Genomic DNA, 26,304 nt, shown 5'->3' on the forward strand with positions numbered 1-26,304 from the left:
TTTTTTGAATTATTTTAGATAAATAACCTGACCTACAGAAAGTGAATCTGATTTCATGTTATTGTTGCGTTTTATTTCGTCTATGGAAATATTGAATTTTTTTGAGAGTGAATACAACGTATCTCCTTTGGTTACGATATATTCTTTTTCGGATGATTTTCCTGAAGAAACCACTTTTTTTGAAGTGGAAAACTTCCCTAACACTTCTGTATCATATTGGTTTAATTGATATCGTTCTATCAAACTAATTAATTTATCCGGATACTTAGTATCCGTTGCATAACCAGCAGCTCTAAGCCCTTTTGCCCAAGCTTTGTAATCGTCTCTTGGCAATTCAAAAAGTGAGGCGTAACGACTTCTTGTCGTTAAAAATAAAGAATGGTCGCGGTAGGAATCAGCGGGATCGTCATATTTTCTAAAGCATTCCTGAGCAGAATCGTCGTCATGACGAACGCTGGGTCCTGTCCATTCTTTGTGACATTTTATTCCGAAATGATTATTGGCTCTTTTGCTTAATGAACCTTGACCAACACCGGACTCTAAAATTCCTTGGGCAAGCGTTATACTAGCCGGAATGCCGTGTTGACGCATGTTTTCTTTGGCAATATCTTTAAAATCATCGATGTACTTTAGCACGAGCTCTGTGGTTACTTTCACATTCGATGTAGCCTCTAAAACCTCTGTAGAAGGTTTTGATGTATTTGAAGAGTGTTTGTTATTAGTTGGTGACTTGGCAATAGGCTTTTTTGCAGTTCTAGTCACGGGAGTACTTTTTTTAGTAGTTCGCACAACCGGTTTGGAACTTGAACACGAAACCAACAATAACAAACCGAAAATGAATAGCATTTTTTTAACCATCGAACTTTATTTTTTGTAATTTTTTATCTTCTAATTTTATATTCATTCCACTAATTCCTTGCAATCCGCCGGTGTGAATGGCTAAGATTTTTGATCCTTTCGCGAAATAATTTCTCTTAATTAAATCATCAATCCCGAACATCATTTTACCTGTATAAACGGGATCCAGCGGTATTTTAGTACTTGCATAAAATGAATTCATAAAATCAATCAATTCATTTGTTGTTTTAGCATAACCTCCAAAAGTATAATCATCTGTCACATCCCAATTTTTATTGGTAGTAAATTTAGCAATTTCATGATTTAAAAAACCTCCTTTTAGAGCCGGAAAACCAAGTACTTTTTGATTCTCTGAACTAGCATTTATTAAACCTGAAATTGTTCCGCCGGTTCCAACTGAGCAACAAATATAGTCAAACTCATTGTCTTCTGCTGTTAAAATCTCTTCACAACCTCGAACAGCTAATGCATTTGTTCCTCCTTCCGGAATGAGATAAAAATTTCCAAACAACGCTTTTAAGCTGTTTTTATAATTATCTGAATCTTTATTTCTGTAATTTTCCCTAGTTTCGAAAAAGAAATTCATTCCGTTTTGTTGTGCAAATGAAAGTGTTGGATTTTCATATACTTTTGTAGAAAGTTCCTCGCCACGAATTATTCCAATTGTTTTAAAACCATACTCTTTTCCTGCAAAAGCAACGGCTGCAATATGATTTGAAAAAGCTCCACCGAAAGTTAACAAGGTTGTTTGACCTTCTTCTTTTGCTTTGATCAAATTATACTTTAGTTTTCGATATTTATTTCCTGAAATAAAGGGATGAATCAAATCTTCTCTTTTGATATAAAGGGAAACTTGATTTCCAACTTCTTTTATTTCCTGATTAATAACCTCAACTATCATACTGTTGCAAAGGTATTGAAATGCTGTTAAATAAAAAAGACAGCTCGTTCGAACTGTCTTTTAACTATTTTTTTATCATTTTTAATTCACTCTATAAATAGAAACCTTTTTACTGATTTCTTGATTGTCTGCCGTAATTAATTTTACGATATAAATACTGTCGCTCAACCCAATAGTTGGGAATGAATAGACTTCTTGTGCTCCTAATTTTTCTTTTGTGAAAATTAATTTACCGGTAATATCAAACAATGTGGCTGATTTTAAATCAACTAAATTTGGATTTTTGATGGAGAGCAATCCGCTATCGTTGTTTTGTACAATCATAAATTGTTCACTTTTGATAGTTTCATTTCCTAATGTTTCGTCTAAGAAAGTAACTTCAAAACGCTCATTGGTGGTTCCGCCTGCTGGTAAAGTAATGTCCACAAAACTATTTTTAATGTCATGATAGATGTTCGTTTCACTATCAAAAAGGAAAATATTTTCAGCTTCTTCAAAATTGATAATCTCACCCACATAAACCCTAAAAGTTGACTGATTAACTGCTTTTAGTGCAAATGGTATTCTTTTATTGATATCAAATGGTAACGTTGAAATGGCAAATTGATTATCTGCTGTTAACGGAAAATAGACATCCGTTGGTAAATTTAAACCCTGCATTGGTGCATCATAAGCATTATCAAGTCCATCTGTTGCATTCGGATTGAATGCCAAAACTACTTCTCTGGTAAATTGATTATTCAAAATAGTTTGAATTCTAATTTGAGGAACTTGCAATTTTGAAAATTGCGTGTAATCTGTTCCTGTTAAATTTGGAATTTCCGGCCAATTTGTATCTGAATCAGAATTTGTTTCATAATTATTTGCATTTCTTTCAAATTGCGAGTTGTTTGCTACTCCTTCTTTCATAAAAGCGCGATAACGATTTCTCATTATTGCAGTTCCGGCAGCAACTGATCCTTTTATTATAAAACCTTGACCTACCGGAGAAAACATTCTGCGGTAATTTACTCCGGAATTTCCTGATGTATTATTAAATGAACCATCACCATTGTAGGTATTCCAAGGAGCACTAGTATATGTTCCGGGAGAAAATGCATTAACATTATTAGGAACATAAACTCCGTATCCTCCAACATACTCAGATAAAGTATGAGAAGTAGCAGGTTTCTGATGTTCCCAGAAATAAGCATTCCCATTAATAATTGGTGAAACTGATGGTGACACAGCTCCCGTGACATAATCTACGGTACGACCATTGTTTTCCAACAAAAACAAATTCAAATTTATTGCAGATGGATAGGGATTTCCGGTTAGTGTACTTTCAGTATATGAAGTTGCCCCATCAAATGAATTCCCAACCGGAATGTTGATATTTCCATCATTCGGTTTTCCTCTAAAATCGTAGCGTTGGCTGTTGCCAGGATTATTTTGAACTCCTAAAACGGTAGTGTTGTCTGAACCGCTTACGCCTTTCATGGTGAAACCTTGACCGGCTCCAATAGAAGTAGCTGCTGCGATATAACTCCAATTTGAATATTGATTAGTTGTTGTTAGCGTATAAATCCATCTGCTTGAGATGTTTAAAGCAGCATTTGTTGTAGAACCATTTAAAGTTGTTATAATTGCTTCTCCTCCAAAAGTTGTTAAACCTGTTGGTCTTTTCAATAAAGAAATACCAAAATTGGAATTTCCGACAGACGCAGTTGGCTCTCCTACCGGTGAACACCAATAATTATAACCAAAATTGTTCGAAGTACCTTCTTGAAATGCTGACAACGTTCCGAGTCCAATGTTATTAGAACCTAGCGTCGTTTTTTGAAGCAACTGACTTTCATTCCTCAAATAAATATGTCCGGCACTAGCCAAATTGACATCTTGCGTAACGGTAATATATAGGTCATTTACATATAAAAAGCTGCCAGAGCTCACAAATAATTGTGCTTGGGATTGCATTCCCACAGAAAACACTCCAATAATAATAAAAAACTTTAGTAAACTTCTCATAATTAAAAACTTAAAAACCCAAATTTAAGTATTTATTTCATTACAATTATTATTTGACAATACTTTTTTTTTAACAGAATAAGAAATTTAGCCTGCAAATGTTAAAAAAGAGTTTTCAACCATCGATAAAACGCACATTTATTTAACATTTAAGTATTATTTTTCTTATATTTATATAAATTTAATGTATTTTGTCGATTTTTTTATACACTTTATCGGTTTTGTGATATATTTGCTCTGTCAAAAATTAAGTAATGAAAACTCATTTTAAAATTAATAAGTCATGAAAAATTATTCTACACTAATTAATGAAACAAAAAAAGAAGATTTAAATTTAAATCTAAGATCTAAATTTATACTTGTATTTTTACTTTTTACAATTCAATTTGTAAGATCACAAACGGTGCATATCAATCCTACTACAAATGGAGGTTTTGAAAGTGGTGCTACGTTTGCTGCTAATGGTTGGAATGTTACAACAGGGACATCATCTCAAAACCAATGGGTGTGTCATACTGGTGCAACTGCAGGATTTTCGGGATCACGGTGCGCTTATATTACTAATAATGCATCAGCCATTACACCACCTCATAATTACACATTAACAGTTAACCGTAGAACACATTTGTATAGAGATGTATCTATACTTGCTGGTGAAACTAATATAATTTTAAATTTTAACTGGATTGGAAGAGGCCAAAACAATACTGATTGGATGAGAGTTTGGGCTATACCAACTAGCTATATACCAGCATATGGAGTACTTATTACAACAACAGTTCCTGCTGCTGAAAGAGTATTGTTGGGCAACTTTCAAAACCAAGCTTCTTGGACTAATACCACTGTAAATGTTCCATCTGCATTTGCTGGACAATCTTTTCGTTTAGTTTTTGAATGGATAAATAATAATAGTAGTGGCACACAACCTCCTGCTGCAATAGATAACATCTCTTTAACTTCCATTGTACCACCAATAAATGATAATTGTTCAAATGCCATTGCTCTTACAGTGAATGAAGATGCCACTTGTGCTTCTAGCACGCCCGGAACAACAATTGGTGCCACATTATCTCAAACCGGTTGCACAGGAGTAGCTGACGATGATGTTTGGTATAGCTTTGTCGCAACAAGTACTTCACATACTGTTACGGTAACTCCCGGAACTTTAAATGACGCTGTTTTACAAGTTTTTAGTGGAACTTGTGGTGGATTAACAAGTTTAATCTGTAGAGATGCAAATTTCAGTTCTGCTGAAATTGCCAGAGTCAATTATCTTACTGTGGGAAATACCTACTATGTAAGAGTATACAGTTATAATAATAATTCGGGTAACGGAACATTTGAAATATGTGTAACTTCGCCTGATACAGTTAGTACTTCAACCACTTCGCACACTGTAGTAGAGCTGGTAAAAGATATTTTATTTGAAAATAGTTGTATAAGTGTTTCAAACATTACCTCAGTGACAGGAACAAACTATGGAAATTCAAGCGGTATTGGTTATTTTTCAAGAGTAGGAGAGTCATTTCCTTTTAAAGATGGTATCGTTTTATCGACCGGAAATGCAAATCTAGCAGGTGGATCTATAAACGATGCTACAAACTCAGACGGAAATTTTGCATGGCTCGGTGATAGTGATGTTGAAGCGGTAATGTCTGCTGTTTCGGGTTCACCGCAAACTTCACATAATGCGAGCTACTTGCAATTTGACTTTGTGCCTTTTCAAGACACCATAAGTTTTGATTTCTTATTTGCTTCAAATGAATATGGTCAATATCAATGTGACTATTCAGATACCTTTATTTTCTTGTTAACGAATTTAACCACCGGTGTCACAACCAATATTGCGGTAGTACCATCAACAACTACGCCAATTACAGTTGTTAGTATTAGAGATCAATTATATAATGGTTTTTGTAGCTCTGTAAATGAAAGTTATTTTGGTAACTACTATTACAATGATCCAATTAGTGCTCCAATTAATTTCAGAGGCACAACTGTCCCTTTAACTGCAATAGGCACTGTGGTACCTGGCCAACAATACAGGATAAAATTAGCCATTGCAGACCGTGCAGATCCTCTTTTTGATTCAGCAGTATTTATCAAAGGAAGTAGTTTTTCGCTGGGAGAAATTGCTTTAGGAGATGACTTGTTTATAGTTGACAATACCGCTTTGTGTTACGGCGAATCTGTCATGTTAAATCCCGGATTGGATAGCTCAATTTTTGACTTTGAATGGTATCAAGATGATGTACTGATTTCATCAGCTACCGGCCCGACCTTTAATGTAACAGAATGGGGTGATTTTAGAGTTGTTGCCTACATTAAAGGCAATCCACAATGTTACGTGGAAGATCAAGTGCGAATTGAAATTTTCCCAGAAATAACTCCTTTACAACCAAGAAATATTACACGATGTAATTTTGGAGTTCCATTTGATTTAACTGAAAATAATTCCAGGTTGCTTCAATTTTATCCGGAACCAACATTCGGCTTAAACTATTTTACTAGTTTAGCAGATGCACACAACAACACAAACCCAATTTTAAATCCGGAAAGTTTTTCTGAAACGTCAAATCCGCAAACAATTTATGCAAGAGTTTATAATATTGAAAGAGAATGTTATGGAATTCGATCATTCACTGTTAGAAGACCAAAAACATGGAATGGCTCTGCAAATACCGATTGGAATACACCATCTAATTGGACACCGTTTGGCGTTCCAACTGATGAAGATTGTGTTATAATCAATGCAACGGCAAACGATCCAATTATTAGCGGAACAGATTATATAGGTAATGGATTTAATCTTGAAGTGAGAGACGGCTCGCTCCTCACAGTAAGAGAAAATAATCATCTTATGGTTGTGGATCAAGTTGTTGTGAGGCCAACCGGAAGACTAGAGTTTGAAAACAATGCTAGCTTAGTACAAGTAAACAACGTAACTAACACAGGTTCAATTCGATATGACCGAAAAGCATTTATTAGAAGATTAGATTATGTATATTGGTCTTCGCCTGTAGATGCTTTCCATATTGCATCGCTGTCTCCGGGCACTCCGGCATCAACACGATTCTTTTGGAACACTACATTAAGCAACACAAATGGCGGAATCGGTGGATGGTCTGCTGCAAACGAAAACATGATCCAAGGAAAAGGATATATCGTTCGGGGTCCAAACTCTTTTACAACAACTATTCAGGAATTTAGAGCCTCGTTTAGCGGAGTTCCAAACAATGGTACGATTTCTTATCCAATTTCAAGAGGTAGTTATACCGGATCTGATTATGCCGGAACAAACGGAGTTACCATAACAAATATGGATGACAACTTTAATTTAATTGGAAACCCGTATCCGTCAGCAATTCGCTACACAGATTTTATGGCTGCAAATCCAGATTTAGAAGGTTCAATACGCATATGGACACATGGCACATTGCCATCTGCTGCCAACGGAAATCCATTCTATGCCAGTTTTGGTTACAACTATTCGTCTGCGGATTACATTATTCACAACGGAACCGGGACGGTTACTGGACCAGCCACATATGATGGATATATTCCGGCAGGACAGAGTTTCTTTGTACTAATGAATGACGGAGCAGAGGCAACAAGCAATGTTGTATTTACAAATAGCATGCGTGTAACTGCAAACAATACACAATTTTACAGAAGCAGTAATCAAACATTATCCGCTCAAGATTCGGGTAGAATTTGGTTAGATTTAATAAATCCTGCAAATATGGTTTGTAGAACTTTAATAGGGTATGTTGAAGGAGCTACAAATGAAAAAGACAGAATTTATGATACCTACACAAAAATATCAGGTTCAACTTTCTTCTATTCATTAATTGGTAATGAGAAAAATTCTATCCAAGGAAGAAGTGTACCATTTGAAATTGAGGATGTTGTTCCTGTAGGATTTAAAGCAAATGCTGAAGGTAACTACACTATTGCGATTGCAGCGGTTGATGGAATATTTCAAAGCGAACAATTTGTTTACTTAAAGGATAATTTACTGGGAATAATTCATGAATTAAGTTCTGAACCTTACACATTCTATTCATTGACAGGAGAGCATAATGAACGATTTGAAATAATCTACACAAACGAAACATTAGGTACAATTGATTTTGAAAGTCAAGAAATAAAAGTTGTTACAAATGAAAATTTAACTGTATATTCTATGAATGCACTTATAAAGGAAGTAGCTGTATATGATGTTTTAGGCAGAAAAATTAATCATTACTTTAATATTAATGCGAATGAAATTTCCCTAAAAGAGCAAAAGACCAATCAAGCATTAATACTTAAAATCACCTTGGAAAATGAAATAATTGTTAACAAGAAAATCTTATATTAATTGTTTTAGTTGTTTAACCTAAAGGCCTCTTTATAGAGGTCTTTTTTTATGTAAAAAAAACGGAGTTTTATTAATACGTAGTTTATCGGATTTTAACAACTTTCATCGGCTATTTTAGTTAATTCGTTGTTAAAGTGTTAATTTTGTGCCAAATAGCTTCCAAAAACTACAACTTACATGTTTAAATTTATTGCTTAAACAATACCACAGTAGGTTAACACAGTTAAAACAAAAATCAAATCTTAAGGAATTAACATGTACCCCAAACATTTGTTGAAATAGAAATAATTTAAGAAGTCGATCTAAAACCGTGGCTATCATGAAAAAAAATTACAATTTACGAACTGGTTTAGTTTTTTTAAAAAAAGAAACCTATTTTAATACCAAAAATAACATCATACATTTAATTTTGATGTTAATTACTTTTTTTGGATTTTCCACTTCTTTTGGACAAACTACAGTAATTTTTACTGCTACTGGCAATAGCACATGGACTGCTCCATGCGACGTAACTTCCATTACCCTTGAAGTATGGGGTGCCGGTGGTGGGGGACAAAGAGCAAACGGAAACCCATCTGCAGGTGGTGGAGGTGCAGGTGGTGGATATGTCAGAACCACTTATGCAGTAACTCCCGGCAGTACATATAATTTATACGTTGGAATTGGAGGAACGGGAAACTCAGGCGGAGATGGCCAAGATTCTTGGTTTGATACAAATACTACTATCATAGCTGTAGGCGGGCGAGGTGCCGGCGGAGTTGTCACGACAAATAGTACTTGGGGAACCGGAGCAACTGCATTTACTTCAGGAAATGTAGGCGGGGGCGGGACCATAATTTCAACTTACGGTGGAAATGGCGGAAATGCCGGGAACAACTTTAGTGGTGGTGGCGGCTCAAGTGCGGGAGATATAAATGGAAATTCTGCCGCCGGAATGGCTGCAGGTGCTGCACCAACAAATGGGTATGCAGGTGCTGCTGGCAGAGACAGTAACGGGGCCGGGGCCGCGGGAGGAATTGGTGCCGGGGGTGCCGGGGGCAGGACTGCTCAAACTACTGACCGTTCTGGTGGTGCCGGTGGTCGAGGTCAAGTTAGAATTACCCATACTTCAACATTAGCGACATATTGTTCACCTACTTTTACAACTGCAGTTGAACCAATTACCAATGTAACATTCGCCGGAATTAACAATACTTCTTCAAATCTTATAAATGGGACTCCAGCTTTAGAAGAATTTTGTCAAATCGGCACTGTAATTCAAGGTTCTCCTTCAAATTCAATTTCAATTCAAGGGAATACCGATGGAAATTTCACCAACAATATACGCGTTTATATAGATTGGGATAGAAATGGGACTTTTGGAAACGTAGCCAATGAAATTTATAATATTGGAACGATTACAAATACCACCGGAGTTGATTTTATAAGTTTAACCGGAAACATTGCTGTGCCTTTGACAGCTGGATTAGGGTTAACAAAAATGAGGGTTATGAAACGCTTCGGCGGTTATCCAACAGGTCCATGCCAGACCGGAATAGGTTTTGGACAAGCAGAAGATTATTTAATTCAAGTAAACCCTAGACCTGTTTGCACTACTCCTGCCCTACAACCTACTTCTTTAAATTTAACTTCAACAGGAACAACATTGGCAGGTTCTTTTACAATGCCTATTCCACCAGCTGATAATTATTTAGTTGTTATAAATACTACAGGAATTACTCCTGTTCCCGTAAATGGCACTACATATACAATTGGCTCAACAATTGGAGCAGGAAATACAGTAATTGATGTTGATAATAACAATGCCTTTTCAACTACTGGCCTAACAATATTAACCAATTACTATGTATTTGTATTTTCGTATAATTCAGTGTGTACAGGAGGACCACTTTATTATACTGTTTCTCCATTAAATGGTTCTATAACAACCTTAAGTGTTGATTATTGTAACCCATTATCTACATCTGATGCTTCTAGAATTTTCATCAACAATGTTAGTTTTCTTGGTTCATTGAATGATGTTTCTAATTTAAATTCTTCCTTTTCATTATTGCCTTCTGGCTATCAAAACTTTACTTCCTTAGGAAACAGAGCCGTTCAAGCTCAAGGAGAAGGAATGAATATTATTGCATCTAGTAATGCAAGAGGGAGATGGAAAGCTTGGGTGGATTGGAATAAAGATGGAGATTTTAATGATGCAGGAGAAGAAATTTATAATCCGGGTGCATTTGCCGGAATTACTTTAAATTTTGGTTTTGTAATTCCTCCGGGAACTCCACCTGGTGACTACAGAATTCGATTCAGAGTATATAATAGTTTTTATTTAACGTTAGAGAATTTTAATTATGATTTCAACTCTTGCGAAACTTTCGATGCAAGAAATATTAATTATGGCCCACCGTTAGGGACAGTTAGCTCAATTGAATATGGTGAAGCTGAAGACTACTTATTCACTGTTGTTGCAAGTTGTTCAAACGTAATCACCAACATCACTCATGGAGAAGTTTGCGGCTCTGGCCCTGTAACACTTGATGTAACCGGTTCTGCGGGTGTGACATCATTTAGATGGTATTCAAGTGAAACAGGAGGTTTACCAATTGCCACTACGCCAACAGGAACTTGGACAACTCCTTCATTGACAAATACAACAACTTATTATGTAACTGCTGTAAATGGATGTGAATCATTAGTTAGAACACCTGTAATTGCTACAGTTAGCCCAATACCAACACTGTCATTTAGCCCAAGCAATCCCATAATTTGTGGAAATAATGCAATTGTTTCATTAACTGCTGCAGGAGATACAGAACAGGTTTTCTTAGTCAATGAAAATTTTGAATCCGGAACACTCGGTGTTTTTTCCAATATTAACACAGATGCTAATGCCGCAAGTTTTGACAATCAATCGAGATGGCAAGTAAGAACGAGTACATTTATCCCAACAGGTCAAGTTTGGTTACCCGCAATTTCATCCGGATTTGGCGCAAATAGATTTGCCATGGCAACAGGTGACATCAACCCATTAGCCCCTAATGATATTGAAAATTCATTAACCTTAACAACCGGAGTAAATACAACAAACTTTACTGACTTAACACTTACAATGAAATTTTATTTTTCAAGGTATTTACCCGATGATAATGTAAGTTTGACAGAATTTGTTACAATTGAAGCTTCTACCAATAATTTTACAACTTCTACAACAATTGCAAACTATGTTGCAGATGTTGGAATTGGTTCTAGATTTAGTAATTTAAGTTTCGATTTATCTGCGTTTGTAAACCAAACAAATTTGAGATTCAGAATTAGACATCGTGTTTATTCAACATCTACTGGATGGTTACCGGATGGTGTTGCTGTTGATGAAATCAAATTATTTGGTACTAGACCATTAACTACTTCATTTAATTACGATACCTCAACAGTGGATGCTTTTTCTGATTTTGCTTGTACATTAAGTTACTCTTCTGGAAGCCCTGCAACAACAATTTACATTAGACCAACCTTGAGCCAACTTGAAAACGCCACTTTTACCATTCCGGTAAACACAACCCTTTCTAATGGTTGTTCAATTGCAGGAAATATAGTTGTAGTAAACAACACTAAAATATACAATAATCCAAGTGATAGCGATTGGAATAATCCTTTGAATTGGAGACCAAATGGAGTACCAACTTCAGATAATTGTGTAGTAATTATTAACGATTCTGATATTCCTAATTCAAATTATCAAGCATATGCAAGAAATCTAAGAGTTGCGAATACTGGAAATCTAAATTTAGGTTCATCAAGTTATTTAACAGTTACAGAAAATGTGATGGTAGATGCAGGAGGAGTTTTTGAAATTGAAAACAATGGTAGTTTGATTCAAATTGATAATGTTATCAATACTGGTAACATTATCTATAAACGAATTGCCAATGCCATAAAAGGCACTGATTATGTTTATTGGTCGTCACCCGTAAGCGGACAAATTGTAAATGGTTTATATTCAACCCCAACTCAAGGTCCAAGATTCAGATGGAATACAACTATGCTTAACGCAAATGCAGCACAAGGAGGCTGGGTAAACGCAAGCGGCAATACAATGGCAACCGGAATAGGTTATATTGTTCGTGGTTCATCAACCGCATCTATGCCGGCCACTAACATTCTAAGTACTTTTACCGGAATTCCAAATAATGGCTCAATAAATGTTCCGGTAGAAAGAGGAAGTTACACCGGAGCACCCTATACAAGTCCAAATGGAGCTATAGTCAATAATTTAGATGACAATTGGAATTTGTTAGGTAATCCATATCCTTCTGCTCTAAATGCATTACAGTTTTTATTCGATAATAATACTAAAATTCACGGAAATGTTCGTCTATGGACACATGGTACCGATTTGGCTTTGACAGGCACAACCGTAAATAATCCTTATTATGGTAATTTTGCTTACAATTATTCTTCTAGTGACTATTATTTTATCAATTATACGGGAACAACTATACCTGGCGGATCTGATTTAGTTAAAAGTGGTCAAGCCTTTTTTGTCCAAATGATTGATGGCCCTGCAGGTAGCAACACTGTTAATTTTAACAATGCTCAAAGAAGCAATTCATTTGAAAATAATAATTTCTTCAGAAATGCAGAAAATTCATCGAATGAAAATTCAATTTCAAATCTAGAAAGACATCGAATTTGGTTGGATATCGTCAATGCAAATAATCAATCCACAACCACTCTAATTGGTTATGTGGAAAGTGCTTCCGATGCAAAAGATTCATTTTTTGATGCTACCGAAAAAGCTTCTGGTTCGTTAGGAATTTATTCAAATATAAATGATGAAACTTTTGCTATTCAAGGTCGTTCGTTGCCTTTTTCTGTTTCTGATGAAGTTTCGATAACTTTTAGAACTTCAAACTCAGGAATACATCATCTTGCTATTTTAGAGGTTGACGGACTATTTGAAAATCAATCAATTTACGTTAAAGATGAATTATTAAATGTGATTCATGATTTAAAATTGAGTCCGTATCCATTTTCAACGGAAGCCGGTACGCATCAAAATCGTTTCAAAATTGTTTATCAAAACGAAACACTTGGAATTCCTTTTGTTACAGAAAATCAAGTAGTTGTATACAAAGACAAAACAAAATCCATTCAAATCTCCACAGGAAACTTAACAATGGATCAAGTAAAACTATTTGATATTCAAGGTAGATTGATTAAAACGGCAAGCGATATTAATAACAACAAATTATCAATTGATACCCAAGAAATGGCAGACCAAGTCCTAATGGTTTCTATTACTACAACCGACAATCTTAAAATAACAAAAAAAGTATTCTAACAAAAATTTAAATTTTAGCATTAAAAACGACTTCTAAAAGGAGTCGTTTTTTTATAAGTAAAGACTGATGTTATTTTTTCATTTTAACGATTAAATTAAACATTATAACAATTTATTAACAAATATTTGTCATTTTGTTAGAATTTGATTTAAAATTATTATTTTAGTCAAAACAAATTTTATCCAAACCATGAAAAAAGATAATTGGGGATTTTTTTTTCCATCGAACAAATACCAGATTATATTACTAATTGCCATATTTATTTATCCTAATGATACCACTGCACAGTGCACAAATGGAGTTCAATTTGGATCGGCAATAGCACCAACTAACTCACTTCCTGCAACAATCAGTACTTGTAATTATCAGACAGAATACAGTCCGATAACTTCAATAGTTGCTGGAACAACCTATCAAATTAATAGTGACTGTGGAGGCTATGTTACAGTTAGAAGAGACAGCTTCAATGGTACTGTTGTATCAAATGGAACCGCTCCTCATACTTTCACAGCACCGACTTCTGGCACGTATTACGTCCACTATAATACAAATATTGGATGCGGAACTGCAACTAATTGTTGCACCACCACAATAACATGTATTTCATGCTCTGCTCCTGTAGGTTGTATAAATAATACTGCTTTTGGCTCTTCAATAGCACCAACAAGCAACGCACCAACAACAATAAGTACATGTAATTTTCAAACCGAATATAGCACAATAACATCCATAGTTTCAGGAACAACTTATCAAGTAAACAGTTCCTGTGGCGGATATATTACAGTTAGAAGTGGCACGTATAATGGAGCGATCGTAAGTCAAGGAAATGCTCCATTAACATTTACAGCAACTTCTTCTGGAACTTATTATATTCATTATAACACTAATTCATCATGCGGAACTGCAACAAATTGCTGTACAACTATAATAACCTGTACTTCATGCACGGCACCTATTGGTTGTGTTAACACATCTTCCTTTGGTAGTGCAAACGCTCCAACAAATGCAACCGTTACAACAATTAGCACTTGTAATTATCAAACAGAATACAGCACTATTAGCAACATAATAAATGGAAACACTTATACGGCCGGCAGCAGTTGTGGAGGATATATTACAGTTAGGAGCGGAACCTATAATGGAACAGTTATTGCCCAAGGAAACGCTCCACTGACTTGGACAGCTACAAGTAGTGGCACACATTTTATACATTACAATACAAACTCAAGTTGTGGTACGGCAACGACTTGTTGCACTACAACAATTCAATGCAACACTTGCTCAATACCTTGTACTTCTGGAGATGGAACAGGCACAACAACCTTGGGCTGTCCTTCTGTACTTTCAGGTGGTTTAGGATTAGATGGTGCAGATCCAATTCCAATGGATTGCAATTCCGTTTCAACATGTGTTGAGTTAGAAGCTACTTATTTACAACTCGGAAACACAACCTCTTACACGGTAGAATCTATAGATTATGCTCCACCCTATCAATTTAATTGCCTGCAAAATCCTGTTAGTGTTAATGTAGATGATATCTGGTCACCTGTTATTAATCTCCCATTTAATTTCTGTTTTTATGGAAATACATACAATTCATGTATTATGGGTTCCAATGGTATGATCAGCTTTAATACGGCGGCAGCGGGTGGTGCTTCAGGATTTGAATTTAATGACAACCTGCCTAGCACCGCAGGAGCTTTATTTGCCAATACAATTTATGGTGTCTATCATGATATTGATCCAAGCGTGGGAGGTGAAGTAGCGTGGGAACTAATCACTTTAAACACCGGTTGCCGAGCTTTAGTTGCAGGTTGGAACAATGTGCCAATGTATCTCGAAAATAGCATTCTTTACACAGGTATGATTGTTCTATATGAAGATTCAAACATCATTGAAGTTTACATTAAAGAAAAAAACATTGATTCGTACTCGTTTATCTATAGTGATGCTTGGAATTATGGGAATGCCATCGTAGGTATTCAAAATGCAGCTGCAACTGAAGCTGTTGTTGCTCCAGGAAGAAATGGTTTAGGCACAAATTGGACAGCCACCAACGAAGCTTGGCGATTTGTTCCATCAGGACCATCAATCACTTCTTTACAATGGTTTGAAGGCTCTGGTACAAGCGGTCCAATGTTAGGCACAACAGATGTTATTGAGGTTTGTCCAACAATTACAACCACTTATACGGCTCGTGTTACCTATACACTTTGTAGCGGAACAACCATTACGGAAACCGACGAAACCATTGTCACCGTAATCGGAGACAAAACCTGGAATGGATCAATTGATTCAGATTGGAACAAAAACAACAACTGGACACCTGTTGGTATTCCAAACAATACCGATTGTGTATTAATTCCCGTTACACCAAATGACCCAATAATTTCAGGAACAAATTACAATGGCTTAGCTGGAACTTTACGCATTTTAGACAATGCAACATTAACAGTAAATTCAAACAATAGTATTACGGTAACCGATTGGGTAAACGTTCAACCCAACGGAACTTTTGACATTCATGATAATTCCAGTTTGGTTCAAATCAATAATACAACTAACGTCGGAAATATTATTTACCGAAGAGACACAGATATAAGAAGATTAGATTACGTCTATTGGTCATCTCCGGTTAGCGGATTCAATGTAAGTAACATTCCCGCTCCAATTGCTCCGGGTCCAATATTCACTTGGAACACAACTTTAGCAAATCCAAACGGTGGTCAAGGTTACTGGGTAGGAGCAGCAGGAAGCACCATGCAACCCGCAATTGGCTATATCATGCGAGGTCCAAATAGTTTTGGAAACACACCCACAACGCTTAACGGAAGTTTTATTGGAGTTCCAAATAACGGTCAAATTACAACTTCAATTTCAAGAGGAAGCGACACCAATACAGCCACACATTACGGACTAAATGGGACAGAAATCACCAATTTCAGCGATAATTATAATTTAATTGGGAATCCTTACCCATCAGCTATTAGAGCAAGTCAATTTTTATTTAATAACAATACTACAATTGAAGGAAACGTTCGCTTATGGACACATGGTACTTTGCCCGCAGCCATAACCAGTCCGTTTTATGATACGTACACCTACAATTATACTCCCGGCGATTATTTTATTTACAATTTTACAGGTGCGTCTTGTTGTCCTGCTACCGGTTCAGATTTATTTATTGGAGCAGGTCAAGGGTTCTTTGTTCAAATGATTGATGGCCCCCCGGCTTCAGGTGTTGTGACGTTCAATAATGGTTTACGAAATCCTAGCTATGACAATAGTTTGTTCTACAGAAATGCAAATCAAATTGAAACACAAACTAATTTAACCAATTTAGAAAGACACAGAATGTGGTTTGACATCATTAATTCAGATGGATTAAATGATCGAACTTTAATTGGCTACATTGAAAATGCAACGATGGGTAGAGATAGTTTCTTTGATGCAAATACAGCAGTTGCCGGAAATATGATAATTTATTCTTTTTTGCAAGAAGAAAAACTAACCATTCAAGGAAGAGGTTTACCTTTTGATGTAAATGATGTAGTTCCGTTGGGCGTTCACATTCCAACTAGTGGTCAATATACTATTGCTCTTGCGGCCATTGATGGTTTATTTGAAAATCAAGCTGTTTATTTAAAAGATAATTTGACAAATAACATTCACGACATCAAAGAAAATCCGTATTCATTTACAGCGCAACAAGGAACATACAACAATCGTTTTGAAGTTATTTATCAAAATGAAACATTAAGTAATCCTGATTTTTCTTTTGAAAATAGTGTTAGAGTGACGTCAAATGAAAATGTCACCGTTCATTCAACCATCGAATTAATGGAATCTGTTTTGGTTTATAATGTGTTGGGACAAAAATTAGCAGAATACAATAATGTTAATTCAAATCAATTGGTTTTATCTAATTTACAGAAAAACAATTCCACTTTATTACTTAAAATAAAATTACAAAACGGAACAACTTCCATCGAGAAAGTAATTTATTAAAGATAATTGATAAAACTCCAAAAAGACCTTTGCTTTAAGTAGTAAAGGTTTTTTTCATTTTGATACGCTTCCCGTTCAAAAGAAATATTACGATAAGCCAAATTTCTATCTTTGTATTGAATCAATCGAACAAAAAATTCCATGATATACCAGACAAAAAAAGGAATAACTAAAAGTTCAATTTGTTGCCGAATATGAATGTGTTCGTGGTTTAATAAAACGACATTTTCTTTGTCCGATTTGTATTTTAATAGCACAAACGGATACAAAGTAAGTCCTCTGAAACCTTTTGGGGTTAAATATTTAAAAACTAATACAATCATTTGTGGCAAAGTTGCTAATTTTGTAGTTATGAATACACCAAATTCTGAAAATAAATTAATCGAGGGCGAAGATTTCTATTACACGCCCGAAGGTTATAAATGTTTTACTGAAAAACATCATTTAAAAAGAGGGCATTGTTGCAAAAGCGGATGCCGACATTGTCCGTATGGATTTGATAAAAATACCGGACAAATAAAACCAAAAAAATAAATATGGAAGCAGTTCAAACCAAATCATTCAAAGAGCAAATTACAGAAGGAATTCCGACCGAATTACCTTCTCCAAAACGATATGAAGTTGACATCAATCACGCTCCAAAGCGAAAAGAAATTTTATCTGAGGAAGAAAAAAAATTAGCTCTTCGTAACGCATTGCGTTATTTTGAACCAAAAGACCATGCCGTTTTGTTGCCTGAATTTAAAGAAGAAGTAGAAAAATACGGTCGTATTTACATGTATCGCTTTCGCCCTGATTACCGAATGTATGCCCGACCTATTTCGGAATATCCCGGAAAATGTGAACAAGCAAAAGCAATTATGCTGATGATTCAAAATAATTTGGATTATGCTGTGGCTCAACATCCACACGAATTGATTACGTATGGCGGAAACGGGGCCGTTTTTCAAAATTGGGCACAATATCGGTTAACGATGAAATACCTTTCGGAAATGACAGAAGAGCAAACGCTAGTGATGTATTCCGGCCATCCAATGGGATTATTCCCATCGCATAAAGATGCTCCAAGAGTTGTCGTGACAAACGGAATGGTGATTCCAAACTATTCCAAACCCGATGATTGGGAAAAAATGAATGCATTAGGCGTTTCGCAATACGGACAAATGACAGCCGGAAGTTATATGTACATTGGTCCGCAAGGAATTGTTCACGGCACAACCATTACCGTTTTGAATGGTTTCAGAAAAATTAAAAAAAATCCCGAAGGTTCTATCTTTGTCACATCAGGTTTGGGCGGAATGAGTGGTGCTCAACCAAAAGCCGGAAATATAGCCGGTTGCATTACCATTTGTGCCGAAGTGAATCCGAAAATAACACACATTCGTCATTCACAAGGTTGGATAAACGAAGTGATTGAAAAGGTAGATGATTTAGTGATTCGCGTTCGACAAGCTCAGGCTGCGAAAGAAGTAGTTTCCATCGCTTATCTTGGAAATATTGTGGACGTTTGGGAAAAATTTGACACTGAAAATATTCACATCGACTTAGGTTCTGATCAAACTTCCTTGCACAATCCATGGGCGGGAGGTTACTACCCGATTGGAATTTCTTTTGAAGAATCAAATGAGTTAATGGCCAATAATCCGGAGCTTTTTAAAATAAAAGTGAAAGAAACATTGATTCGACATGCCGCTGCTGTCAACAAACATACAGCCAAAGGAACCTATTTCTTTGATTATGGAAATGCCTTTTTATTAGAAGCTTCTCGTGCCGGTGCTGATGTAATGGCGATGGACGGTATTCATTTTAAATACCCAAGTTATGTGCAAGACATCATGGGCCCGATGTGTTTTGACTACGGATTTGGTCCGTTTAGATGGGTTTGTGCCTCAGGAAAACCGGAAGATTTAGCCAAAACTGATCAGATTGCTTGCGACGTTTTAGAAGAAATGGCCAAAACCGCTCCGATCGAAATCCAACAGCAAATGCAGGACAACATTAAATGGATTAAAGAAGCTCAAAAAAATAAATTAGTCGTGGGTTCACAAGCCCGAATTTTATATGCCGATGCCGAAGGCAGAATGAAAATTGCCGAAGCATTCAACAAAGCCATTGCTAAAAACGAAATTGGTTTTGTCATTTTAGGTCGCGACCACCACGATGTTTCCGGAACCGATTCACCTTATCGTGAAACGTCCAATATTTATGATGGTTCGAGTTTTACAGCAGATATGGCGATTCACAACGTGATTGGTGATAGTTTTCGTGGAGCAACCTGGGTATCAATACATAACGGCGGCGGAGTTGGCTGGGGCGAGGTAATTAATGGCGGATTTGGTATGGTTATTGATGGTACAGAAGATAGCGACAGACGGCTAAAATCGATGTTGTTTTGGGATGTCAACAACGGAATTGCCCGAAGAAATTGGGCCCGTAACGAAGGTGCAATTTTTGCCATAAAAAGAGCGATGGAGACGCAACCTTTATTGAAAGTTACCATCCCTAATTTAGTAGATGATGAATTGTTTAACATGGATTAAGATTGTTTGATTTTGTTCAAGGTTGTTAACCGCGGCAATTCAAACCCTTTTAAACCCTTAAACAGTTAAACTTTTAAACAAAAAAAGCTATGAAAACTCTCAAATTCCTACCCCTATTGCTACTCTTCCTGCTTGCTTCATGCAGCTCCGTAAGCGTATATTCTGATTACGACAAAAATGCCGATTTTAATCAGTACAAAACCTATGCCTATCAAAAAAGCGGCATCGATAAAGTCGAGATTTCCGATTTAGATAAAAAAAGAATCCTTCGTGCTATTGACGAACAAATGACCGCAAAAGGTTTTAGCAAAAGTGAAAACCCGGATTTACTTGTCAATATTTTCACCAAAGAACGTGAACAAGTAGATGTAAACCAATTCAACGGCGGCTGGGGTTGGGGATGGGGCTGGGGTTGGAACCCATGGATGATGGGCATGAACAACACTAGTGTTTCCAGATATACCGAAGGCACTTTGTTTATTGATTTTATTGATAACAAGAAAAAAGAACTCATTTGGCAAGGTGAAGGCATAGGTATATTAACCCGAAACATCGATAAAAAAGACGAACGCATTAATGAATTTGTGGCTAAGATTTTAGCTCAGTATCCTCCGAAGAAGAAGTAAACAGTTTTCAATCGCAGTCGCAGTTTTCAGTTGCGGTAAATAGATAGAACCGAGGCAGAGATGCTTCGGTTTTTTTGTGATTTTTCTTTTACTAGGCAATCCCCTAGCCCAGATTGAAATGAAAAGCCCGCAAAGGAAAAACAAATTAATTTTCTTGCTACAAAAAAGCGACCAACGGAAGCTCTTTTTGTAGTGTAGAAAATTTTTGTTTTTCCTGCGGACTTGAAATGGAAAGCTGGAGTAGCTTCCTATTAAGTTGACAGTGGTCAGTATTTAGTTGATAGTTGTTGAATGCTAAATAAGCATTACTAGCAATATTATGAGATTCCCATTCGTCGAGATGTCTAGATTGAGGGAATCGTGCATTTAAATACTGAAAATTGCAACAGATTGCTGAACACTAAAAACTGAACACTGCCAACTTAATAATTCAACAACTCCTCCATCTTAACACGCACCTTATCCACATTTGGAATCATCGTAAATTCTAACGTGCTGTTCAATGGAATTGCAGGCATATTTTCGGAACCGATGACCATCACGGGTGCATCGAGGTGTTTGAAACAATTTTCCTGAATGAGTCCGGCTAGGCTGCGTGCAAACGAATTATTGGTGGGTTCTTCAGTGACAACCAAACACTTTTTGGCTTTTTTTACGGATTTGAAAATGGCTACTTCATCTAACGGATACAACGTTCGCAAATCAATGATTTCAACCTGATTTTTGATGTTTGATGAAGCATTTAACGCCCAATGAACGCCCATTCCGTAGGTGATGACTGTAATCGTTTCAGCAGTTTCCTGTTCCCAGATTTCCTGAACGATATTGGCTTTTCCGAAAGGTAACAGGTAATCTTCGCTTGGTTCGTTTACTCTTGCGGCATCCGTGCCTTTGACTTTGCTCCAATACAAACCTTTGTGCTCCAAAATCACCACCGGATTTGGGTCGTAATAAGCGGCTTTCATCAAACCTTTTAAATCGGCACCGTTGCTTGGGTACGCAATTTTGATACCGCGGATATTGGTCAACACACTTTCTACCGAAGACGAATGATACGGACCACCACTTCCGTAAGCACCAATGGGTACTCGCAAAATCATACTCACCGGCCATTTTCCGTTGGATAAATAACACGATCGGCTGACTTCGGTGAACAATTGATTTAATCCCGGCCAAATGTAATCGGCAAACTGAACCTCAACAATCGGTTTTAAGCCAACTGCTGACATTCCGACCGTTGAACCGACGATAAATGCTTCTTGAATGGGTGTGTTAAAAACGCGTTCGTCGCCAAATTTCTGTGCTAACGTAGCTGCTTCACGGAAAACACCACCTAGACGTCCGCCTACGTCTTGACCGTATAACAAACATTCGGGGTGCTCTTTCATTAATTCTTCAACGGCAAACAACGCACAATCCACCATCACGACTTTTTCTTCACGGGATGGATTTCGGTCTCCTACTTCTTCTGTGATGGGCGATGGTGCAAAATCATGTGTGAATAAATCTTCCGGTTTCGGGTCTTCGGCTTGTTGGGCTTTTTCAAAATCTTGTTGAACAAGGGTTTTAACCGAGTGTTCAATCTCTTGAATTTCATCTTTTGAAAATCCGGCATCGAGCAGTTGTTGAATCAAAACCGGATACGGATCACGGGATTTTGCTTCTTCCAAATCATCTCGGTACCATTCCATTCGAACGCCCGAAGTATGGTGATTTAGCAAAGGAACTTTGGCGTGAACCAAAAACGGTCGACGTTCTTCACGAATGGTTTTGACCACTTTTTCAAGAGCCAAATAACTTTCGGTGAAGTTTGCTCCGTCAATCGAAATGGCTTCGATTCCATGAAATCCTTTGGCATATTCAAAAGCATTTTGAGCTCGGGTTTCAGCAGCATTGGCAGAAATATCCCAACCATTATCTTGGACTAAATATAAAATAGGTAATTGTTTTAACGCCGCCATTTGAAAAGCCTCGGCAATTTCGCCTTCTGTTACAGAGGCGTCACCAAGTGAGCAAACAACAATAGGTTTGAGCTCCTTATCGTTTTGAATTCCTATATTTTCTTTATACCAGAAACCCATCGCTGCTCCGGTAGCTGGAATCGCTTGCATGCCGGTGGCAGAAGATTGATGTGGGATTTTAGGTTTATCCGAATCTTTTAAACTGGGGTGACAATAATAGGTTCGACCGCCTGAAAATGGATCGTCTTTTTTGGCCATCAATTGCAACATCAAATCATACGGACGCATTCCGATTCCGAGCAACATCGCATCGTCACGGTAATACGGAAAAGCATAATCTTGTGGCAATAAATGCATCGCCATAGCAATTTGAATGGCTTCGTGACCGCGTGACGTTGCATGCACGTATTTGGAAACAATTTTGAAATTATCTTCATACAATTCAGCCATCGTTTTGGCGGTTGCCATGGTTGAAAAGGCTTTTTTCAGGATATTTTTTTCTAACATAGTTATGTTTTGATAATCTATTTCGTTGGGAACACAGATTTAAGAAATCGGAGAAATTTTTAGAATTTTTAAAATTTCTTACATCTGTGTTCAGAAAATTTATTTCGCTTCAACAATCCAACCAAATGAATCTTCTTCTTTTTGAAGTTTTATAGCGTTTAGTGTATCATTTACCATTATAGAAACCGGATTGTTTTCAGGGAATTTGATAGTGAAATCGTTGTTGCCAATTTCTTCAATCATAGCGATTCCAACCGCTGTTCCGGTACCGAAGGCTTCCTCTAATGTTCCGTTTTTAGATGCTTCGATGATTTCAGAAATTTTGATAGGTCTTTCGATTACTTCAAAACCTTTTGAACGCAATAAATCAATTACACTCATTCGCGTAATTCCGGATAAAATAGAACCACTCAAATCTGGGGTGATGAATTTACCCTCAATTTTAAAGAAGATATTCATCGTTCCAACTTCTTGGATATATTCAAAATCGTGAGCATCTAGCCACAATACTTGATCGTACGATTTTGCTTTGGCATATTCTGTTGGGCGAATAGCTGCAGCATAATTTCCGGCTGCTTTGGCTTCTCCTGTTCCACCATTCACGGCACGAACATATTTTTTCTCCGCGTACAATTTAATTTTTCGACTAAAAAATGGTCCGGCTGGAGAGGCAATCACCATAAATTTAAAACTGGTTGCGGCACGCATTCCTATAAAAGGCTCGTCGGCATACATAAACGGACGCAAGTACAAGGCACTTCCTTCTTTAGTTGGAATCCATTGTTTTTCAAGGTTTGTAAATTGCTTTAACGCTTCTACAAATAGTTCTTCCGGAAAAGACGGCATTCCCATTCGGTTGGCACTAAAATTTAAACGTTTTGCATTTTCGCAAGGACGGAATAACAAAGGTGTACCCTCTTTTCCCAACGTGGCTTTCATTCCTTCAAAAATCGCTTGACCATAGTGCAAAGCCATGGCGGCAGGGTGCGTTGGAATGAGCTGTAAAGGTTCAATTCGCGGATTCTTCCACTCGCCATTTTGATAATCGCAAACAAACATGTGATCGGTGAACTTGAATCCCATCACGATGTTGTTTAAATCAACTTCTTCGACTGTTGAATGTGCTGCTTTTGTTACTTTAATTGCTGTCATTACTTCTTGCATTGTATTTATGATTTGCTCTCAATTCTTTGATAGAATAGAGAAATTATAGTTTTGTACTCGTATTAAATTGTTCCAAATTATCCCCTACTCTTTTTAAGAATGATCCGCCTAAAAATCCATCCACTACCCGATGATCGAAGGATAAGGATAAAAACATCATACTTCTGATGGCGATTTCATCTCCTTTTTCTGTGGTAATGACTTCCGGTCTTTTTTTGATGATTCCCAGGGCTAAAATGGCCACTTCCGGTTGATTGATAATCGGTGTTCCCATCAAACTTCCAAATGTGCCTACATTGGAAATGGTAAACGTACTTCCTTGAATATCCTCTGGTTTTAATTTATTATTTCGAGCACTTTCGGCTAACTGATTTACTTCTTTGGCAATGGAGGTTATATCTTTTTTGTTGGCCTTTTTTACTACTGAAACTATTAAATTTCCGGTTGGTAAAGCCGTTGCCATTCCGATATTGATGTCATTGTGTACAATGATTTTATTCTCATCAACGGAAACATTAATCAACGGAAAATCTTGAATCGCTTTTGCTACAGCCTCAATAAAAATGGGTGTAAACGTAAGCTTTTCTCCATATTTCTCTTGAAATGTATCTTTGTTTTCATTTCGCCAATTCACTACATTCGTTACATCTACTTCCAAATAAGAAGTTACATGTGGCGATGTTTGCTTGGAATACACCATGTGATCAGCAATCATCTTTCGCATACGATCCATTTCCACAATTCGGTCTTTTCCTTCTACAAAATTGATTTTAGGTTTAGGAAAGGTTGTGGGTTGTAGGTTGTAGGTTGTAGGTTGTGGAATACTTTTTAAAGGATATTTTCTATTTTTAAGATAATTGAAAACATCGCTTTTTTGTAAACGACCTTCTGCACCGGAACCTTGAATTTGTTGTAATTCTTCAATGGATAAATTTTCTTTTTGGGCGATACTTATGATTAGTGGGCTGAGAAAGTTGTCTGTTATCCGTTGTCTGTTATCCGTTGTAGGTTGTCGGTTTTCAGATAATCGCTGACGGTTGATAGATGGTTGAATAGTTTGATTTTTATTCTCTTCTTTTTTATCCTCAATCTTGGAAGTTCCCCCTTCGTGGGTTAGGGGGCTTATCAATGCCAAAACAGTTCCAACTTCAACAATAGCATCTTTTTGAAAACGTATTTCAGTGATTGTTCCCGAAACAGGAGAAGGCACTTCGCTATCTACTTTATCGGTGGCGACTTCCAGCAGGGTTTCTTCCGCTTCAATATAATCACCAACCTTTTTTAACCAATTGATGATGGTCGCTTCAGATATGCTTTCGCCCATTTTGGGCATTTTGAATTCAAACATATTTATTTGTTTCAGGTTTCAAGTTTTAAGTTTCAGGTTGCGGTAACTTGAAACTTTAAACTTGAAACAAAATTATTTCTTTTTAAATTCTTCTAATGTTTTATAAAATGCTTCCTGCGTTGGACGGTTTTCCGGCATTTCGCGCAATGGCTCAACTTCTTTCAATGATTCATAGCATTCTGACGGCAGCTGTTGATATAATGCGGTTCCTTTGGTTTTCCATTCAATCATTTCATCAGAAACATCTTTGATAATTACTGCCGGATTTCCAACCACCATTTTTCTGTTGGGAATCTGCATTCCTGCTTTTACAAATGCTAATGCTCCAATGATACATTCGTCTCCCACATTCACATCGTCCATAATTACTGCGTTCATTCCAACTAAACAATTTCTGCCGATGTTTGCTCCGTGAATGATGGCTCCATGACCAATATGTGCTCCTTCTTTCAGTAGCATTGACTTACCAGGAAACATGTGAATCGTGCAATTCTCTTGAACATTACAACCATCTTCAATGATAATTTCACCCCAGTCGCCGCGAATGGCTGCTCCGGGTCCGACGTACACATTTTTACCGATAATTACATTGCCGGTAACCGCTGCTTGCGGATGGATGAAACTGCTTTCGTGTATGACGGGGATGAACCCTTTGAATTCGTAAATCATTTTTTGTCTTTAACAA

General features: G+C 36.8%; 14 protein-coding genes. 6 read left to right on the forward strand and 8 right to left on the reverse strand.

All coding sequences use genetic code 11. From position 1 onward, the window contains the following. Positions 1-9: 9 nt before the first annotated feature. From B0I10_RS09260 to B0I10_RS09270, 3 genes are all read right to left on the reverse strand, one after another. Positions 10-846, reverse strand: coding sequence for a glucosaminidase domain-containing protein (locus B0I10_RS09260; protein ID WP_245942970.1), 837 nt, complete (start codon positions 844-846; stop codon positions 10-12). Between the two features lie 4 nt (positions 847-850). Beyond that, positions 851-1,759, reverse strand: coding sequence for a 1-aminocyclopropane-1-carboxylate deaminase/D-cysteine desulfhydrase (locus tag B0I10_RS09265; protein ID WP_112086226.1), 909 nt, complete (start codon positions 1,757-1,759; stop codon positions 851-853). An 81-nt stretch (positions 1,760-1,840) separates the two neighbouring features. Further along, the gene (locus tag B0I10_RS09270; RefSeq protein WP_112086227.1) at positions 1,841-3,766 is read right to left on the reverse strand and encodes a T9SS sorting signal type C domain-containing protein; all 1,926 of its coding nucleotides are present in this window, start codon (positions 3,764-3,766) and stop codon (positions 1,841-1,843) included. Between the two features lie 283 nt (positions 3,767-4,049). Between B0I10_RS09270 and B0I10_RS09275 the strand changes: the two genes are divergently transcribed. From B0I10_RS09275 to B0I10_RS09285, 3 genes are all read left to right on the forward strand, one after another. Then, positions 4,050-8,129, forward strand: coding sequence for a choice-of-anchor L domain-containing protein (locus tag B0I10_RS09275; RefSeq protein ID WP_112086228.1), 4,080 nt, complete (start codon positions 4,050-4,052; stop codon positions 8,127-8,129). Positions 8,130-8,448: 319 nt separating this feature from the next. After that, positions 8,449-13,464 carry a GEVED domain-containing protein gene (locus tag B0I10_RS09280; RefSeq protein WP_112086229.1) on the forward strand — a complete coding sequence of 1,672 codons (5,016 nt, stop codon included), beginning with the start codon at positions 8,449-8,451 and terminating at the stop codon, positions 13,462-13,464. A 190-nt stretch (positions 13,465-13,654) separates the two neighbouring features. Next, positions 13,655-17,473, forward strand: coding sequence for a T9SS sorting signal type C domain-containing protein (locus B0I10_RS09285; protein WP_112086230.1), 3,819 nt, complete (start codon positions 13,655-13,657; stop codon positions 17,471-17,473). On the opposite strand, the gene B0I10_RS09290 is transcribed toward B0I10_RS09285, so the two are convergent. Next, on the reverse strand, positions 17,470-17,796 hold the full coding sequence (locus B0I10_RS09290) for a hypothetical protein (protein WP_112086231.1): 327 nt from the start codon (positions 17,794-17,796) through the stop codon (positions 17,470-17,472). The two genes, B0I10_RS09285 and B0I10_RS09290, sit on opposite strands and share 4 nt — an antisense overlap. A gap of 28 nt (positions 17,797-17,824) precedes the next feature. Here B0I10_RS09290 and B0I10_RS09295 point away from each other — a divergent pair, with 28 nt between their 5' ends. The 3 genes from B0I10_RS09295 to B0I10_RS09305 all read left to right on the forward strand — a co-directional run bounded on the left by B0I10_RS09295 (position 17,825) and on the right by B0I10_RS09305 (position 20,639). Then, positions 17,825-18,007 carry a DUF5522 domain-containing protein gene (locus B0I10_RS09295; protein WP_112086232.1) on the forward strand — a complete coding sequence of 61 codons (183 nt, stop codon included), beginning with the start codon at positions 17,825-17,827 and terminating at the stop codon, positions 18,005-18,007. A gap of 2 nt (positions 18,008-18,009) precedes the next feature. After that, on the forward strand, positions 18,010-20,013 hold the full coding sequence (locus B0I10_RS09300; RefSeq protein ID WP_112086233.1) for a urocanate hydratase: 2,004 nt from the start codon (positions 18,010-18,012) through the stop codon (positions 20,011-20,013). A gap of 89 nt (positions 20,014-20,102) precedes the next feature. Then, positions 20,103-20,639, forward strand: a complete 537-nt coding sequence (locus B0I10_RS09305) for a DUF4136 domain-containing protein (protein WP_112086234.1) — start codon at positions 20,103-20,105, stop codon at positions 20,637-20,639. A 422-nt stretch (positions 20,640-21,061) separates the two neighbouring features. On the opposite strand, the gene B0I10_RS09310 is transcribed toward B0I10_RS09305, so the two are convergent. The 4 genes from B0I10_RS09310 to B0I10_RS09325 form a co-directional block, all read right to left on the reverse strand. Next, a complete protein-coding gene (locus B0I10_RS09310; protein ID WP_112086235.1) occupies positions 21,062-23,107 on the reverse strand; it encodes an alpha-ketoacid dehydrogenase subunit alpha/beta in 2,046 nt (681 codons plus the stop codon). 99 nt (positions 23,108-23,206) lie between these two features. After that, a complete protein-coding gene (locus tag B0I10_RS09315) occupies positions 23,207-24,259 on the reverse strand; it encodes a branched-chain amino acid aminotransferase (protein WP_112086332.1) in 1,053 nt (350 codons plus the stop codon). A 55-nt stretch (positions 24,260-24,314) separates the two neighbouring features. Continuing rightward, on the reverse strand, positions 24,315-25,619 hold the full coding sequence (locus B0I10_RS09320) for a dihydrolipoamide acetyltransferase family protein (protein ID WP_245942971.1): 1,305 nt from the start codon (positions 25,617-25,619) through the stop codon (positions 24,315-24,317). A gap of 72 nt (positions 25,620-25,691) precedes the next feature. Next, positions 25,692-26,288 carry an acyltransferase gene (locus B0I10_RS09325; RefSeq protein WP_112086236.1) on the reverse strand — a complete coding sequence of 199 codons (597 nt, stop codon included), beginning with the start codon at positions 26,286-26,288 and terminating at the stop codon, positions 25,692-25,694. Between the last annotated feature and the right edge of the window lie 16 nt (positions 26,289-26,304).

The organism is Flavobacterium lacus, from assembly GCF_003268815.1.
Classification (GTDB): Bacteria; Bacteroidota; Bacteroidia; order Flavobacteriales; family Flavobacteriaceae; genus Flavobacterium; species Flavobacterium lacus.